This is a genomic window from Alicyclobacillus tolerans (assembly GCF_900142255.1).
Classification (GTDB): domain Bacteria; phylum Bacillota; class Bacilli; order Alicyclobacillales; family Alicyclobacillaceae; genus Alicyclobacillus_I; species Alicyclobacillus_I tolerans.
This window is the reverse complement of the sequence record NZ_FRAF01000021.1, coordinates 22,135-40,217: the sequence shown is the minus strand read 5'-3', so window position 1 is coordinate 40,217 and position 18,083 is coordinate 22,135. Positions and strand designations below refer to the sequence as shown.

General features: G+C 45.2%; 13 protein-coding genes and 1 other RNA gene. 3 read left to right on the top strand and 11 right to left on the bottom strand.

Annotated elements, in window-relative coordinates; genetic code table 11:
• Positions 1-95: 95 nt before the first annotated feature.
• From BUA75_RS11685 to BUA75_RS11635, 10 genes are all read right to left on the bottom strand, one after another.
• Entirely contained in the window at positions 96-638 is a 543-nt protein-coding gene (locus BUA75_RS11685; RefSeq protein WP_072874783.1) for a hypothetical protein, read from the bottom strand.
• 308 nt (positions 639-946) lie between these two features.
• Positions 947-1,912, bottom strand: a complete 966-nt coding sequence (locus BUA75_RS11680; RefSeq protein WP_072874782.1) for a M48 family metallopeptidase — start codon at positions 1,910-1,912, stop codon at positions 947-949.
• Positions 1,913-2,488: 576 nt separating this feature from the next.
• Positions 2,489-2,867, bottom strand: a transfer-messenger RNA (tmRNA) gene (gene ssrA, locus BUA75_RS11670).
• 261 nt (positions 2,868-3,128) lie between these two features.
• Complete coding sequence (gene smpB / locus BUA75_RS11665) at positions 3,129-3,596, bottom strand: SsrA-binding protein SmpB (RefSeq protein WP_072874807.1); 468 nt, start codon at positions 3,594-3,596, stop codon at positions 3,129-3,131.
• A 91-nt stretch (positions 3,597-3,687) separates the two neighbouring features.
• Positions 3,688-6,171 carry a ribonuclease R gene (gene rnr, locus BUA75_RS11660; RefSeq protein WP_072874780.1) on the bottom strand — a complete coding sequence of 828 codons (2,484 nt, stop codon included), beginning with the start codon at positions 6,169-6,171 and terminating at the stop codon, positions 3,688-3,690.
• A 277-nt stretch (positions 6,172-6,448) separates the two neighbouring features.
• The gene (gene secG / locus BUA75_RS11655) at positions 6,449-6,688 is read right to left on the bottom strand and encodes a preprotein translocase subunit SecG (protein ID WP_072874779.1); all 240 of its coding nucleotides are present in this window, start codon (positions 6,686-6,688) and stop codon (positions 6,449-6,451) included.
• A 67-nt stretch (positions 6,689-6,755) separates the two neighbouring features.
• Entirely contained in the window at positions 6,756-8,039 is a 1,284-nt protein-coding gene (gene eno, locus BUA75_RS11650) for a phosphopyruvate hydratase (protein WP_072874778.1), read from the bottom strand.
• A 49-nt stretch (positions 8,040-8,088) separates the two neighbouring features.
• The gene (gene gpmI / locus BUA75_RS11645; protein ID WP_072874777.1) at positions 8,089-9,654 is read right to left on the bottom strand and encodes a 2,3-bisphosphoglycerate-independent phosphoglycerate mutase; all 1,566 of its coding nucleotides are present in this window, start codon (positions 9,652-9,654) and stop codon (positions 8,089-8,091) included.
• The gene (tpiA, locus tag BUA75_RS11640; RefSeq protein ID WP_072874776.1) at positions 9,651-10,421 is read right to left on the bottom strand and encodes a triose-phosphate isomerase; all 771 of its coding nucleotides are present in this window, start codon (positions 10,419-10,421) and stop codon (positions 9,651-9,653) included. The genes gpmI and tpiA overlap by 4 nt, the downstream gene beginning before the upstream one ends.
• A gap of 23 nt (positions 10,422-10,444) precedes the next feature.
• Positions 10,445-11,638, bottom strand: a complete 1,194-nt coding sequence (locus tag BUA75_RS11635) for a phosphoglycerate kinase (RefSeq protein WP_072874775.1) — start codon at positions 11,636-11,638, stop codon at positions 10,445-10,447.
• Between the two features lie 153 nt (positions 11,639-11,791).
• Here BUA75_RS11635 and BUA75_RS11630 point away from each other — a divergent pair, with 153 nt between their 5' ends.
• The 3 genes from BUA75_RS11630 to BUA75_RS15530 all read left to right on the top strand — a co-directional run bounded on the left by BUA75_RS11630 (position 11,792) and on the right by BUA75_RS15530 (position 16,047).
• Positions 11,792-13,312: a spore germination protein gene (locus tag BUA75_RS11630; RefSeq protein ID WP_072874774.1), complete on the top strand. Its 1,521-nt coding sequence runs from the start codon at positions 11,792-11,794 to the stop codon at positions 13,310-13,312.
• Between the two features lie 179 nt (positions 13,313-13,491).
• Positions 13,492-14,352 carry a pyrroline-5-carboxylate reductase dimerization domain-containing protein gene (locus tag BUA75_RS11625; protein WP_072874773.1) on the top strand — a complete coding sequence of 287 codons (861 nt, stop codon included), beginning with the start codon at positions 13,492-13,494 and terminating at the stop codon, positions 14,350-14,352.
• Positions 14,353-14,511: 159 nt separating this feature from the next.
• A complete protein-coding gene (locus tag BUA75_RS15530) occupies positions 14,512-16,047 on the top strand; it encodes an ATP-binding protein (protein WP_083574312.1) in 1,536 nt (511 codons plus the stop codon).
• 158 nt (positions 16,048-16,205) lie between these two features.
• Here BUA75_RS15530 and pepF read toward each other — a convergent pair whose 3' ends face one another.
• Positions 16,206-18,071 (bottom strand): oligoendopeptidase F, encoded by a 1,866-nt coding sequence (pepF, locus tag BUA75_RS11615; protein WP_072874772.1) that lies wholly within the window; start codon positions 18,069-18,071, stop codon positions 16,206-16,208.
• Positions 18,072-18,083 lie beyond the last annotated feature (12 nt).

The following is an 18,083-nucleotide window of genomic DNA, read 5'->3' as shown; positions in this document are numbered from 1 at the left end:
CCGTCCAGCAGAAAATAAGGGTGTTTTTTCATTTTATCTTCTGGGATACTAGTCATACAAAGAATTTATTGACTCAAACCAGGTGCGAAACTTGATTAATTTCTTAACAAATTAACTTCTACTTTTTCTAGAAGAGATAGAGGTATATCTCCTGTTCCCATCGTATCAATGGATAATTTCCCATCCCAAACGTAAATGTCCGTTCCCTTTTGAGAATTATTTTTTTGTCCACTTATTAAAGCTGTATATCCGTCTAATTGAATTTCTTTTTGATACCCATCTATTGTTATTTTATTACTTTGTTCAGTTATAAAAATGGCTTGGTGGGATTTTTTATTACCATATAAAATTGTAACTTGATCTAATTTCCTTGATTGACTTACTGGTGGATGAGAAATTTGAATATTTTCAAGTATCCAGTTCGTGTCTAAATCGGTAGGTAATTTTATATGAAATGGCAGTTCATGATTATATTTATCTATCAATGTATCCCATTTTGAACCCATAGGCTGATTAGTGTTTTTAGTTTGAGGATGGTTCAGTTGTATGCCACATCCGTATACAAAAAGTAGTGGTAAAATAATAGAGAAAACAAATAGGCATTTTTTTAAATTTATTTTATGGATACAAAAAATCATTTCTAAGCATCTCCAATCTATTCTGGTTTACATTTTCATTTGAAATACAAAAATATTAATAAAATTTATTCAACTTATAAGAATAGCGGATGTAATAAAAGATAGAACGACTCAAACTTAGAATCTGTGCATGGGTGCACAGTGTGATTTTGTGATTGTTCCGAAAGCATAGCCAGACACGCATGCCTGCTCAGGATTGGTGCCAGAATTTTTTGATCCACTCCCATTGAGTGATTCGTTTCCCGACTTGAGAGTACAATCGTTCTAATTTTGATACTTGTACATTCTGTTGTTTTTCTGTCTTTCGATTATATATGGTTTACCTCCCCCAATTCACGTGCGAGAACCTGAAGCCGAGCTATGCGCTTGGATGTCTTAGGATGTGTTGCAAACAAGGCATCCCACCAACCCTTCTTGGGGGCAGGATTTACCGAAAAGAGCATGGCTAGTGCGGATTGAGTGCCCAGCATCGGATCGGACGATTCCAGCTTTTTCAATGCGTGAATCAAAGGAGTGGCTGATCCGGTCAAGATGACAGCACCCTCGTCTGCCCTATACTCTCTTCGACGCATGATGTTATGCAGGACGACTTGAATAAAGAAAACCGAAACAACCCCAAACACTATACCGGCGAAGATCATAAAGATTCCCATGCCAGCACCTGACGAACGGTCTTTGTCATTTTGGGCTCGTGTGGAAGACATAAGAGAAGCAATTCCGAACCCAACACTGAAGGCGCTAATCCAAACCACTACTCCTGAAAGAGCAATCCACCAACCATCAAATAAACTGTCCCTACGCTTCAGGTGAGTCACTTCATGGGCCAAAACCGCCTCCAGTTCACGATCATCGAGCAGCTTCAGCGCTCCCTTGGTTACACCAACGTAACGCATGCCATGTAGTACTCCGGCTGCGCAAGCATTGGCCGCAGGAGTACTCATTATGAAAATTCGTGGTGCTCTTAAACCTGCACGTTCGCATAAAGGAACTAGCAGCCTTTTAACCCTTGCTACATCAGATTCCGACTGTTCCTGTTGTACCAATTTTCTGAGATGCCAAGACAAGCAAACACTCGCATAGAACAGACAGACTGTAACTAGAGATAATCCCGCGATGAATCCGGAGCGGACAGACCCCATTCGATATCCTAACCACACCCCTAATGCCACCGTTGCTCCCCAGAGAAAGAGATAAAAAAACCACTGGAACACATCGGCGCGTCTCCGACTCCGTATCCATCGGTGTGGAATGAATGGATTGGCATGATGATTCATGCTGCCACCTCATCTCAATCCATGAATTTGATCATGGATGGTTAACGAAATGCTTCCCATTTGGAGCATGATGCACTCTCGCGCATTTCCAAGCCACGAAAACTCCCTGCCGGACCATTGCATTTACCTTTCGAGTCCAGAGCTTTAAAGGTTGTGGCAGTGAAATTGATGTCCCTTCCCCCTGACCAAAATCGACACGAACAACAAACCCGTTGCCTCCCGCTCCATGTTCCCACGTGGCCGCCTCCCTTGAATCAATGCTTCCTGAGAGTATTGTAGCATTCCGGATTCCCCAAAATTATCGACCTGGAATTACAGTAGTCACTCCTGAACGATTTGTTGTTTAAACTGTAATGAATATTTCCTGCGTTCCATGGGACAACGTCCGGATGACTGAAGTCTCCTACATTTTTGAGAGGTTGTCCAACCTGATTAAGGGCTTGTGAGTGACAATCCTATCGTTTTTCCACTGATTAATGAATGTCTTTTAAAATGAAAAGAAGCATAAGTCTGCCACAACGGCGAACTTATGCTTCAAATCACACCACGACGGGTTGGTCGTGGTTTTGCATGTTTTGGTGGAGGCGACGGGAGTCGAACCCGCGTCCGAAGATTTTGCCACGTGAACATCTACGGGTGTAGTGCAACCTTTGCATTTCCTCCAGCTACGCGGTTGCACACGCTTAGACTGGAGTAAGTCTGCTAATTTTCACTCACAGGCTGCAGACAGAGCCTATGAGCTATCCCGCTCAGTTGACGTCACAAGGTAAGCACGGGCGACTTACAAGGTGACGGCCTGGTGCAAATTAGGCAGCCAGGGCGAGGGTATTGCTTGTGGTGTAGTTCTTCTTAGCTTTGCCAGTTATTCTTAGGTCTGCGTTTTTTACGTGGCCACGCAGCCCCACGACCCGCCGTTACACGCTCAAACAATCCCCGTCGAATCCATAACGCCCCCGTGACGGGACGTCTGGAACGAACAATATGGTTTGTCAAAAGGCTCTACACCAAGCCTTAGCGTTCAGACGTTACATTTCATATACTACGTGACAAACGGACATTTGACAAGTTGAAAGTTAGAGCAATCTATACAACGATATCCAATTCAAACAAGACTGTGTTGGGTACATAGAAGCCTCACGGCTATTCCTCTAGTGCATTCCTAACCATTTTTGTTTTTCTGGAAACTCGTTTCTAGAAGAAAACAACCGCTCGTTTTTCAGCTTTTTTGGCGATCGCGAAGGGCTCGCTGAATTTCACGATTAGCATCTCTTTGCTTAAGAGATTCTCGCTTGTCATACGATTTTTTACCACGAGCTAAACCTAATTCCACTTTGGCAAAGCCGTTACGCAAGTAAATTTTTGTGGGCACCAAGGTATAGCCACGTTCCCTAACCATACCAATCAACTTGCGAATTTCCTCACGATGTAGCAAACATTTGCGAGTACGCATGGGATCGTGATTAAAACGATTCGCCTGTTCATAAGGAGCTACATGCATATGGTGAATAAACACTTCTCCGTTCTCCACACGCGCATAAGCATCTCGCAAATTCACAGAACCTTTGCGAATCGATTTAATTTCCGATCCCGTCAAGACCAGTCCTGCTTCATACGTATCTTCAATAAAATAATCATGGTAAGCCTTACGATTTTGCGCGAGCACTTTATCCGAGCCTTTGGCCACAAAACTCACCTCAATCTGTCCAGGATTCCCGCGCGATTTCACGTGCTTCCCATGTTACTACAGACAGATTGGCTGCCACAAGCGAAACCCTCTACCGCTTTTTCTTGCGACGGCTTTTTCCCGCCCAAGCAGGCCCTTCATAACCCCCGTGAGAGACACTGGCATGACCAATTTCTATACTGCTACGTCTTTTTTGATTGCGCTTCGCTTTGTCTTTCGGACGATCCGTCTCTCTTCTTGCCGTTCCGTATGCCGATGAGTTATTCCCATGTGTATCTGCCAACAATCGTTCTCGAGTTCGGCGACGTCCACGAGCCTCTCCTTCTTCGCTGCGCAAACGCCTTTCTTCTATAGCTCTTCGACGTTCCGTATGAGAAAGATCTTCATCGTAAATAATCTCTCCACCTCTACCTGACGAAACAAACGTAGCTTCGCGCAAATGCTCCAACAGTTCAAAGTCAATCGACAAAGTCTCCTTGTTGGCCGCAATCGCCTGCACCCGAACCGGATCGCCCAATCGAAAAACACGTCTTGTACGTTCACCGACCAGCGCCATCAAACGTTCATTGAGCGCATAGTAGTCATCCGTTAAATACGAAATATGGATCAAACCTTCTACACCGTTTTGCAATTGGACAAACAAGCCAAAATTTGTGACACCTGAAATCAACCCATCAAAAGGCTCAAATAGATGAGCTTGCATATACTCCACCATTTTAAGTTGATCGCATTCGCGCTCAGCATCTTGGGCAATGCGTTCTCGTTCACTGGACTGGACAGCAGCATCAGCCACAAAAGCAGCAAGCGCGCCTTCACGTTCTGCGGAAAATGGGGCCAGCAAATTCTCGCGAATAATTCGATGAATGACAAGATCTGGATAGCGCCTAATAGGCGAAGTAAAATGAGTATAGTATTCTGCTGCAAGGCCAAAATGTCCCGTACACTCTGGTGCGTAACGCGCTTGACGCATACTTCGCAACATCAGCGAAGAGAGCATACGCTGCTCGCGCTTGCCTTGCAGTTCATTCAATACATCTTGCAAAGCACGCGGATGAACACGATTGCCAACTCCACGAATAGAATATCCGAAATTATGCAAGAACTGATTTAAGTCGAGCATTTTGCCCATATCCGGCTCTTCGTGAATCCGATAGACAAACGGTACGCCAAGCCAATGAAAATGCTCTGCCACAGTTTCATTTGCGGCCAACATAAACTCTTCAATAATTCGTTCAGCAATTGAACGTTGACGCGCTACAATATCCACGGGCGCTCCTAGCGGATCGACCACAACTTTGACTTCATCAAAGTCAAAATCCACCGCACCGCGACGCATTCGCTTTTCACGCAGAATCAATGCCAACTCTTCCATAAGCTCAAAATCGGGCAACAAATCACGGTACCGTTGCATAACCTCCTCGTCCTCGCGGAGCAGAATTTTCCGTACATTGTTGTATGTCATACGCTCCCGCGTATGAATAACACTGGGAAAAATATCGTGACTAACCACTGCTCCTTTTTCATCAATCTCCATGATGCAAGACAAGGTCAGCCGATCCACTTGTGGATTAAGAGAGCAGATATCGTTGGAAAGTCGTTGCGGCAACATAGGAATGACACGGTCAACCAAGTAGACACTCGTTCCCCGGCGATAAGCCTCTTTATCGATAGAACTTCCCTCTTTCACGTAATACCCTACATCCGCTATATGAACTCCTAATTCAAAATGACCGTTTTTAAGCCGCTTCACATGGACTGCATCATCTAAATCTTTAGCATCCTCGCCGTCAATCGTGACAATTCGTTCTGAACGTAAATCCCGTCTGCCTTCATAATCTTTTTCAGAAAGTGTGCGCGGAATGCGTTCGACAGCAGCCAACACTTCATCCGAAAATTTTTCTGGCAGGTTGTATTTACGTACTATCGTAAGAATATCCATGCCCGGCTCGTCAGGATGTCCTAACACTTCGACAATTTTGCCAACAGGGCCGCGTGTAGCTGTAGGGTATTCCAAAATTTCTGCTACCACTACATAACCGTCATGTGCGTCCAGCAAGTGGTCAGGTCCAATCCACACATCCTGCGGAAAACGTTTGTCAGCCGGAGTGACAAAGCCATGTTTCTCATGTTTGACAAAGCGACCTACCACACGCTCAACTTGCCGTTCCAGAACGCGAATAACTCGTCCTTCCCTATGTTTCGCCGATCCGGTTTTCATTTTGTTCTCAGCTTCAACACGAACCATCACTTTGTCGCCACTCATGGCACCGTTCATTTCCGTACCTGGAATATAGATATCCTCACTGCCATCCTCGGCAATCACAAACCCGTAACCACGCGCCTTCATTTGCAGACGCCCAACCACTAAATTCATTCGTTCTGGCAATCCATAACGATCACTACGGGTGCGCACGATTTGACCCGTTTCTTCCATAGCCGCCAGCAGTTTTACAAATTCACGGAAATCATCTCCGCTCTCCACGCCAAGTGCGTCAGTTAATTCCCGTACAGAAAGCAAGCCGTTTGCCTCATTTTCTAGATAATCGAGCAGTCGCGACTGCCATTCATTGTTCAATGTCCGTCACTCCTTTTTGACCGCCAGCCTCTGTCTCACACCTGGTACTCTTACAATTCCTCTGTTTGGGCTAAAGTTCCTGCCATCTGGTCTTTGTCCACTCTATGCAGTATGGCTCAGAGACGACTCTTTCAAGCCATACATTGTTGACATACAGAAAAATCCAATCCTTTTCCTCAAACTCCGATAGAAAAAACCGCCCAGAGGGCGGTTTTTGATTTTGCGCAACTTTTCATTTTGGGGTTTGCGTTTCCCCAACGATTCTATCAACCATACGTCAATGCGGATGATTGGAAAAATAGGCAATGAACAATGTCAACAGGAAAAAGAAGATAGCCAGTACCACGGTCACGCGGCCAAGTAAACTGTCGAGCCCTTTCGGCTTGCGCGTGTTTGCCTGATCGGACCCACCTGTAATGACGCCGGACAAACCTGCACTACGACCGGACTGCAGGAGAATGACTGTCACAAGCAGCACACAGAGAATGACCAACACGACTTTTGCGGCTGCCAGCATATCTGTCACCTCCTGTCCAAAACCGCAAACACTAATCAGAGTATTCCTCTGATGAGTGTATCATAACTCAACCTTTACGGACAAATGCGGATTTTCCAGCATAACGTGCTGCGCTGCCCAGTTCTTCCTCAATACGAAGCAACTGATTATATTTAGCCACCCGATCCGTTCGGCTAGGTGCGCCTGTCTTAATCTGTCCAGCATTGGCCGCCACAGCTACATCAGCAATTGTTGTATCTTCCGTTTCACCGCTCCGATGTGAAATGATTGCTGTGTATCCAGCTCGTTTCGCCATCTCCATACATTCAAAAGTCTCTGTTAAAGTACCGATTTGATTGACTTTCACAAGAATGCTATTGCCTACTTGCGACTCAATACCTCGTTTCAGACGTTCTGTATTGGTAACAAATAAATCGTCACCGACCAACTGCACTTTTGATCCCAGAACACGAGTGAGATTGGACCATCCTTCCCAGTCGTCTTCCGCTAGACCATCTTCTATGGAAAGAATGGGATAGCTACTGAGCAGTTTCTCATAGTACGCAATGAGATCGTCCGAAGAACGAGTTACACCTTCTCCTTTAAAAACGTAATGACCCTTCTCAAACAACTCTGTTGAAGCCACATCAAGCGCAATCGACGCTTGCTCGCCCGGTTGATAACCTGCCTTTTCAATAGCCTTTACAATCATGCGAATCGCATCTTCATTGGTCTTTAAGTTGGGAGCAAAACCGCCCTCATCACCTACTGTTGTAGCCAGCCCCTCTGCAGAAAGCACCGATTTAAGAGCGTGAAAAATTTCGGCTCCCATGCGAAGCGCTTCACGAAAAGTAGGCGCACCATGCGGAATGACCATAAATTCCTGAATATCTACTGTATTATCCGCATGTTTACCACCGTTGAGAATATTCATCATCGGTGTCGGCAAAAGATGTGCGTGAAAACCGCCGAGATAGCGATAAAGTGGTTGGCCAGCTTCCATGGCAGCAGCCCTAGCAACAGCCATTGAGACACCAAGAATAGCATTAGCTCCTAATTTTCCTTTGTTCGGTGTACCATCCAACTCACAAAGCAGACTATCGATGGCGATCAAATCGTCAGCTTCTTCACCAATCAGTTCAGGAGTGATGAGGGTATTGACATTTTCTACTGCTTTGAGCACACCTTTGCCACCATAACGGGACTTGTCTCCATCACGCAACTCCACTGCCTCATGTGCTCCTGTCGACGCACCGGACGGTACAATTGCACGCCCAACGGCACCGCTCTCCAATTCCACTTCAACTTCCACTGTTGGATTGCCTCGAGAATCCAATACCTCGCGAGCTTGAATATCAAAAATCTCTGACATAGTTTAATTCCTCCCAAATTAAATTTCATTTTGCTGTTATACTTCACCTTCAAGAATGTATAATGAGCGTCTTTCCTTCCATTTCTTTGGGTGGCTCAACGCCAAGTAAATCCAGCATAGTCGGGGCAATATCAGCTAAGATGCCTGATCGAAGAACGAGTCCCGGTTCAGTCACAATCATGGGCACCGGGCTGACGGTGTGCGTGGTGCAAGGGCCGCCTGTCTGCGGATCAATCATGATATCTGCATTACCGTGATCAGCCGTAATCAACGCAACCCCATTTTTTTCCTCGATGGCCTGGTAGACTTCGCCAAGACACTCATCCACTGCCTCAACAGCGCGAATAGCCGCTTCCAAACTGCCGGTGTGTCCTACCATGTCAGGGTTGGCAAAATTTAAAATCATCACGTCGATTTCACCAGACAGAATTCGCTCTTTGGCCCGTTTCGCTACCTCATAGGCACTCATTTCGGGTTGCAAGTCGTAAGTGGCTACCTTCGGCGAAGGAACAAGAACACGTTCTTCTCCGGCAAAGGGTGTCTCTTTACCGCCAGAAAAAAAGAAAGTCACGTGCGGATACTTCTCGGTCTCAGCAATACGTAGTTGCGTCAGCCCCGCCTGACTCACCACTTCTCCGAAGGTATGAACAGGTGAGGTTGGAGGATAAGCAATAGGAGCATGAATTTCATCCGCGTATTTTGTCATAGAAACAAAATGCACCTTAGGGGGCTTTGGACCTCGATCAAAGCCTTGAAAATGTTCATCGGTCAAAGCCATGGATAATTGAATAGCGCGATCGGGACGAAAATTAAAGAAAATGACAGCATCTCCATCCTCGATATTGCCAAGTGGCTGTCCTTGCACATCAACATGAACGAGTTGTTCCATAAATTCGTCAGTAATCCCGGCAGCATACTTGTCACTCACTGCACTCAACAAGTCTTGTGTTTTCTCGCCTTCTCCATAGACTAAAGCGCGATACGCTCGACCCGTTCGCTCCCAGCGTTTGTCACGATCCATAGCGTAATAGCGGCCTTGGACGGTGCCTATCACAGCGTTACCAGCCTGTTCAACTTGTTCCTGAAGCTGCTGGAGATAACCCAGGCCCGTTGTAGGAGGTGTATCGCGACCATCGAGGAAAGCGTGAACCACCACTTGGGGTACATTACGGGCATACGCCATGCGCAATAACGCAAACAGATGATGGATATGACTATGCACGCCGCCATCCGACACTAACCCCATCAAATGCAGTTTTCGTTGATTTCGACTGGCAGAACGCATAGCTTTTAGCAGAATTTCATTTTCAAAAAATGATCCCGTTTCAATTTGTTTGGATATTTTCGTAAAATCCTGATATAAAACCCGTCCTGCGCCTATATTGGAATGGCCAACTTCAGAATTGCCAAACTGCCCTTCCGGCAGTCCTACCGCTTCACCGCTAGCTTCTAGAGTTGTGTGAGGAAACTTGGCCCATAAGGAATCGAAATTTGGTTTTTTGGCCAATCGCACAGCGTTGCCTTCACTACTTTCCCGCAGCCCAAACCCATCTAGTATGACCAGCGCAACAGGTCCTCGGCCAGAGGGAATGGCTTTTCTTTCGAACTCGCTCACCGTTGTCCACCCTCTATCGCTTTTGCCATGCCAACAAAACTATCAGCTTCCAAGCTTGCTCCGCCTACCAGTCCGCCATCGATTTCAGGATGCCCGACAAATGAAGCAATATTATCTGCTTTTACGCTTCCCCCGTAAAGAATGCGCACATGGTTAGCCACGGATGAGGAAAATTGGTCAACTAGAATTTGGCGTATCCAGCCAATCACCTGTCCAGCATCGTCCACGCTGGCTGTCTTGCCCGTACCAATTGCCCAAACAGGTTCATACGCAATAACCAGCGTTTCTACTTCACCAGATTCAAGATTGGCAAGACCGCTCAATACCTGTTCCTTTACCACATGTTCAGTTTGACCTGCTTCTCGCTCGGCTATCGTTTCACCTACACAAAGTATAGGCGTCATGCCCGCTTTCATAATGGTGGATACTTTTCTGGCAATCATCTCGTTGCTCTCACCAAATATCGCTCTGCGCTCAGAATGTCCCGCAAGGACAAATTTCGTCCCGAAATCTACAAGCATAGGCGCAGAAATTTCTCCTGTATATGCCCCGCTCACTTCATGGTATACGTTTTGTGCCCCCAGTTGTACCTGTGCGGGCAACATAACTCGCAATAAGTGCAGGCTAGTATAAGGAGCACAGATGGCGTATTCGCAACCTGGCTTGAGATGCATGGATTGTTGGCCTAAACGTTGAGCGAAATCACGTGCTTCCTGCAACGTTTTGTTCATTTTCCAATTGCCAATCAGCATGGGTACGCGCGACATCCCATCACCTGCTCTCTACAATGTTAAGACTGCTTATCTTCAATAATAGCAACGCCGGGTAGAACTTTGCCTTCCAAAAATTCAAGTGAAGCTCCTCCACCGGTGGAAACATGCGACATCCTGTCCGCCAAACCAGCTGCTTCAACAGCAGCAACGGAATCTCCACCACCTACAATGGTTGTTCCAGATACAGAAGCGAGCGATTCGGCAATTGCAAAAGTACCCTTGGCAAACGCAGGCATTTCAAAAACACCCATAGGACCATTCCAAAGCACAGTCTTTGCCGTTTGAATCACCTGTTGATACTGTTTAACAGTCTCTGGGCCAATATCTAGCGCCATATCATCTGCCTGTAATTCACCTACAGACTTCACAGCATACTCAGCATCTGCTGCAAAAGCCTTGGCAGCTACGACATCACTTGGCAAAAGTAAAGGTTTCTTTAACTCCTCTGCCCGCTGAAGTAGCCGTAACGCAACCTCTCTGGCATTTTCTTCAACCAGCGAGTTGCCCATATCATGGCCTTGCACTGCGAGGAACGTATTCGCCATTCCCCCGCCAATCAAAAGAGCATCTACTTTTTGAATTAAGTTTTCCAAAACAGCAATTTTGTCAGAGACTTTAGCACCGCCGATAATAGCAAGGAAAGGTCGATCCGGCGACTCTAGCGCTTGTGTCAAAACCTCGACCTCACGTTCCATAAGAAAACCTGCAACAGTAGGCAAAAAACGCGCTACTCCAGCAGTCGAGGCATGGGCACGATGTGCAGCACCAAAAGCGTCGTTGACAAAAACATCTCCTAACAAGGCAAGCTGTCTGGCCAGTGATTCGTCATTTTTTTCCTCACCCGCATAAAAACGCACATTCTCCAGCAACAAAATGGTGCCTGGCGCCATATGTTGTACAGCATTTTCAACCTCTTCACCAACAGAATCAGAGACAAAATTCACCAAAACGTTAGGAAGATATTTTTGCAAAGTATGCGCTACAGGACGTAAAGAGTACTTTTCAACACGATTCCCCTTTGGTCGACCCAAGTGACTCATTACAACAACCTTGGCATTTTCTTGTAACAAATATTGCAAGGTTGGCAATGCTGCTCGAATACGCGTATCGTCTGTTACATTTCCTGAGTCATCCATCGGCACGTTAAAATCCACGCGAACAAGCGCACGTTTTCCTGGCCAATAAATATCTTTGACCGTCTTTTTTTTCAAAATCGAACCCCCTTGTTTAAATTCCACACTCACTCCATTGTACCAAAGGCAAAACGTCAAGCAACGGAAAAATTCGCGAAATCGTCATGAATACGCTTTCTTTATTAAGAAAAAGCTAAACGGTATATGGAAACAAGGAGGCTGCTCTCATTTATGACAACCACCATTCATCCCCCTAAAATAAGCAGCCGTTTGAACGAAAACGTTGACTATCTGAACGAGCTGTTGGGAATTGGTCAAGGTCCAGGACATAGTTGGGATATTATGGCTAAACCGTTTGGGTATGGGAATTTACAGATGATGTCGTATGTCCTCAACGGATATTTTCTCACTATGAATATGGTATTGATTTTGCAGGAACTAGAGAAACACGTGCTGATGTTTCAGAATGAACACCCTGAGCAAATCCACAATATAGAGGAACTGTGCCACTATCTTAACAAGCATGTTGGTTTTGTGCAGGTACAGATGGTGGATAAAATGCAAGATGCGGTGCGCTTTATTCTTTCTGGTCCTCTGGTGACATTTATTGAAGGCTATCATCAAGCTCTTCTGATTGACACTCGTATTTATCCCATGCGCAGTATTACTGAATCAGAAGTAGAGCGTGTTATTCGTGGCCCTCGAGACGCGTTTGTGGAAACAATGCTGGAGAATACTGCACTGATTCGCCGTCGCCTGCGGGAACCTTCCTTGCGAACGGAGTTGATGCAAATTGGCACTCGCTCCAAAACTGACGTCACACTCATGTATTTAGCGGATATATCCAACCCCCAAATGGTCGATCTCGTTCGTCAGCGGTTGCAAAGCATTCAGTCAGAAACCATTACCATGGCTGAACAAGCTGTGACTGATATGATTATCGACACCAAATGGAATCCTTATCCGAGCGTTCGCTATACAGAGCGCCCTGACGTTGCGGCAACAGCTCTGGTTGAAGGTCATGTGGTGATTATTGTAGATACTAGTCCTGAGGTCATTATTGCACCCATCACCTTCTGGCAATTGGTGCAAAATCCAGAAGAATACCATAGTTATCCAGTTGTTGGAACTTATTTGCGATGGCTGTCCATCATTTCTGTTTTGGTCAGCATCATGCTGCCAGGTCTTTTTCTCTGGGTGAATTACGCGCCTCGACACGTGCCGCATATCTTTCATTTTTTTATTGCAGACAACAACTTGCCGCTTCCCCTCTGGATGCAGTTGATTCTTGCTGAAGTAGCGCTTGATGTTTTGCGTTTGGCTGTTATGAATGCCCCTACTCAAATCAGTAGTATGGTATCAATTATTGCGGCCCTCGTTTTTGGATCTCTAGCGGCTAAAATCCAAATGCTTCATCCGGAAGTACTCGTTTATATGTCCATTGTCCTCATATGCCAATTTGCCATCTCTTCTTACGAGTTGGCCACAGCCAATCAAATGTCGCGCTACTGGATTCTTGCCTGTACACAAATCGGGCACCTGTTTAACGCTTCTGGAATTGGATTTGCTGTAAGTTGTGTTGCCCTGCTCATTTTTCTCGCCACGCGCAAATCGTTTGGCATTCCCTATTTCTGGCCTGTTATTCCCTGGCGTTGGCGAGGCGGTTTAACAGAAATCCTTTTTCGCAGACCTACTTCACGCATTCAAGGTCGTCCACATATTTTAAAAAGCAAATTGCCTCCCAATGAATAAAAAATAGGATCAACGTAAGGGTACTCCCGCCAAACAGGCAACAGCAGGAGTACCCGCTTCTTCTTTTTTTGAACGTGGGCAAGCGGACAAATCCCTATGAATAGATATACATAACAGAAACAAAATGCCCCGTCACACTTTACAAGAAGCTGCCATTGGACGAGGGAGGTGGATGTTAGATGGGAATTGGTGTCATTGGTTGCGGAAATATGGGAAGCATGCTTGCCAAAGCTTTCTCCCAAACCGTTGAGAAACAAGTTTGGGTATATAATCGCACACCTGCCAAGGCAGTCGAATTAAGCAGGCAATATCCGCATATTACTGCTGAACTCGACTTGTCAAACTGGATCCAAAACTGTGAAGTTGTATTACTTTGCGTGGGAAAAAAAGATTTGCCCCATTTGCTGGCCCAAGTAGCCCCCATGCTTCAAGAGCATCAACTCTTAGGAACGACATGCACAGCTTTCTCTTTAGCCGAACTCGGTAAACACTGCAAAGCAACACCTTTTCTCTGTGTCCCCAGTCTGACACAGCATGTGAACAAAGGTTCCATATTACTATCTGTTCCGCCCAGTCATACTTCGTCGGTTACTCAACTACAAACGCTTTTTGCTGCTATTGCCAAACCGATTTTCATTCAAGAGTCGCAAATTCGAATTTTCTCTGATTTAACTTCTTGTGGCCCTGCATTTTTTGCAGAAATTCTGCTTACATGGTCAAAAGCAGCAGCTAATACACGACGCATCACAGAGAATGAAGCCAGAGAAGCTTTGCTGGCTACGGTAGAAGGAACATTAGAACTTTTACATTCGGGAATGACCATGGAGGAGATTCAATCTTCCATCACCGTACCGGGAGGTGTCACTTCCCGAGGATTAGATGTACTTCACGAACCTTTGCTCCAAGTTTTTCGAAGGCTTCACGAAGCAACCCAAGCTTATGCCAAACAAAACAACAAACCATATCAGAACTGTGGTTGCGAACCTCCAGATGATCCGCAACTAGCTTGTCAAAAAGTATGGCCGCACGCAAAAATTTAAACGTGCGGCTTTTCCGACACATAAAGAACAACTCGAATCTTGATAACCTTTGTCGAATCAGGGGAAATCATAAAATTGACTCTTGCTACCTGATATAACCTCGCAGATAATAAAAAAGGAGAGATATTCCAAATTGTAAGAACTGAAGGTGGCTAAACCTTGAAAGAATTACTTACTTTTGAAAATATCAACGAGATCATACATAATGAAAAATGTGCTTCCTTTTTTCCACTTTCAGACGAATTTTTCCCGCAAAAAACACAGCGACAGACTGACCCAACCAATCCAGCCATTCAAAACTGGTTAGAAAATAAGCTCAAAAACGCCTTTCATGATTTCCTCAAGCATCTTCCGGAACTAGATTGGCCAACCGATCTTGTCATCTGTCTAATTTCCGATACAGGTAAAATGATTCACATACATGGTGAGACGAAATATCAATGGTTGCTGTGGAAAGAAGGCATCCACCCAGGAGAAAAAATTCCTGTCTGCACGCTCGAAGATATGTCCAGAAGAGATAACGGAATACGACATTCACCTTTTTCAAAATGGACAGGTCAGATATGTATACGCAAATTGTCTGTCGGAGAAAGTCGATCCTTGCGAATTGGCTACCTTGCCTGTCTAAAAGCTGACAACTCTAGAGAAGAATCCTTGGGTTGGCAAGCTGACTTTTTAGTCGCAGGTATACAAACTGCTTATGAATCGCGTTGGCAAGAAATGCAATCTTTGTCCTGGCTGCCATTGTTTTTCTCGCAATACAATATACACGCACTTTTGCACAGCGAAGACAACGACTTAATTTACGAGTATCACCCTAGCGCTATTCTTCCTGAAATCCGCGCACAAATGAAAAAATTTGCTCTAACGTGGAACAAGGAAACGAAGTGGAGTTGCTCAGGCAGCCATTTTCGCGTCCATCAATGGGTTTGGACTTCTCTGGACTCCGCTTCCACCCTTCGATTGACACTTTTTATGGACAATCAAGAAGAAGTCAAAATGCACCAAAAACTTGAGGAACTAGAGAAGCTTTCAACACTTTCCTCATTGGCAGCAGGGATTGCTCATGAGATACGCAATCCCCTCACAACCGCACGCGGTTTCTTGCAACTGTTTATGCAGCGTACCGGCTCGCCGCAAGATCAACATTTTTTACAAATCACCATTAAGGAACTCGACAGAGTCCAACTTCTACTGAAAGATTTTATGTGTCTTACCAAACCACAGGACTCCCATTTCACGATGGAAAATATCAACGATATTGTTCAATCGGTAAAAGAATTTTTAAAACCAGAAGCAACTTTAAAAAATATTGATTTAACGGAAGAATTGCCAGAAACACCTGTTTATACACTGGCTGATAACTGTCAATTAAAACAAGTTTTAATTAACCTTGTCCAAAACGCAGTTCAAGCTTGTAAATCAGGTGGTAAAGTAACCATTGCGGTCGAAGAGTATCCTAACCATGTAGAAATTAGAGTAAGGGACAACGGCTGTGGTATTGCCGATGTAAGCAAACTTTGTCAAGCTTTTTATACCACCAAAAAAACGGGAACAGGATTAGGACTCTTGGTAAGTCGCAGAATGATAGAAGCCCATCACGGATGTATTCGATTTCATTCCAAACCCAACGAAGGTACTACGGTCATTGTCCAATTACCGTTGCCTCATAGCGTCTCTGCACTGAAAGGTTAATCATCGTCCAAGAGGAAAAATCAAATACATACGATGATGTAGACAAACCAGACAGCCAAACCTTTGGAAGTAAAGCTGTCTAGCTATCTTAATCTGCAGTAGCGCAAAGACCTGCCAATGGGCAGGCCTATGCGCACTTTCATCAAGCACATGAACTCTTATAAGGCAACATTTAGAGTGGAAGCCAACTCGTCAACCAGAGTGTCGAACCGTTGTAAAGCCTTTTTAACAGGTTCCGGTGAAAGCATATCTACGCCCGCCTTCTGCAACAGAGCAATCGGTTCATCCGAACCTCCACTCTTAAGAAATTGCAAATAGCGCTCTACTGCTGGTTCCTTCTCTTTGAGAATCTGTTCAGACAAATCGAGTGCTGCAGATAAACCTGTGGCGTACTTGTACACGTAGAAAGCATTGTAGAAATGGGGAATTCTGGCCCATTCCATAGCTATCTGATCATCCACATGACAAACGGTTCCAAAATATAATTCAATCAATTTTTTATAGGTCTGCTTTAACCACTCTGCTGTTAAAGCCCCACCCTCTTCGACATGAGCATGAGCCAACATTTCAAACTCAGCAAACAATGTTTGTCGAACTAGCGTAGTGCGGATGGTTTCCAAGTGATGATTGATTAAAGCTGCTCGTTGCAAGTTGTCGCTTGTCTTCTTCAACAGATGGTGAAATAGAAGAGATTCATTGCAGGTTGAAGCCACTTCTGCAACAAAAATGGTGTAATGCGCGTAAACATGTGGTTGATTTTGATAGGAGAAATACGTATGCATAGCATGGCCTAGCTCATGAGCCAGTGTAAACATTCCATGTCGATTCTCGGTGTGATTGAGCAAGATATAGGGATGTGCCGGATAGGCACCTGTTGAATAGGCTCCGCTTCGTTTACCACGATTTTCGTAAACGTCTACCCAACCATCTTCAAATATACCCTTGCGAGCTACTGCAACATATTCTTCACCAAGTGGCTGCAAGGATTCTAAGACGGTTTCGACTGCCTCTTCATACGAAATCTTCGACTCCACATCCGCTACAAGCGGTGTATAGAGATCGTACATATGAAGTTTATCGAGCGAAAGGACTGATTGACGCAAGCGCAGATACTTGGACAAAGTAGGAATGGAAGCATGAACCGCCTCAATCAGACGGTCATACACGGCAACAGGCACATTATCGGGAAATAGTGCCGCTTCGCGAGCGGATGGATAATGCCTTACTTTGGCGTAGAAAACGTCTTTTTTAACGCTGGCTTGATAGGTTGCTGCAAGCGTATTCTGATATTTTTCATACGCAGTATATACCGACTCAAAAGCTTGACGACGCACTTCGCGGCTACTGCTTTCCAATAATGTCAAATATCGCCCGTGCGTCACCTGCAATATTCTTCCTGATTCGTCCTGAATCGGATCGAACGTCAAATCTGCATTGTTAAACATCGAAAAAATGTTACGTGGCGATCCGGCCATTTCTTCAGTGTAAGCCAGCAACAACTCTTCATTGGCAGGCAGTACATGTGGCTTTTGTCGGGTAATTTGTTCGATGGCAAAACGATACATCTGTAAAACAGGTTCTTCCGTATAAAAACGTTCAAGAACATCAGCAGGTATAGCAAGCAATTCTGGGACAAGAAAAGCCGATATACTTTGAACTTGCACAATAAGAGAAAGCGCCTGCTCGGAAAGCGCTTGATAAACGCTGTTGCGGCTGTCTTCATCGGCGCGCATATGCGCATACGCATAAAGGCGACTCGCCTTCTGTTCGATTTGATCAGACAATTGCAAGGCGCAAAGCAAATCGGCAGCTGAATGACCTAACTTACCAGCGTATGCTGACAATTTTGGAAGTTCCGCTTGCAGTCTTGCCGCATCCTGTTGCCAAAGTTCATCTGTCTCATATAAATCTTCCAGTTTCCACTTATAGCGGCTGTCTATTTCTGCCCTTTCTGGCAAAGCTCTAGTCTCATCACCAGTGTTTTCATCGTTTGCAGTAAAATGTGCATCCCGAGAGATAAGCATGAATTTTTCTCC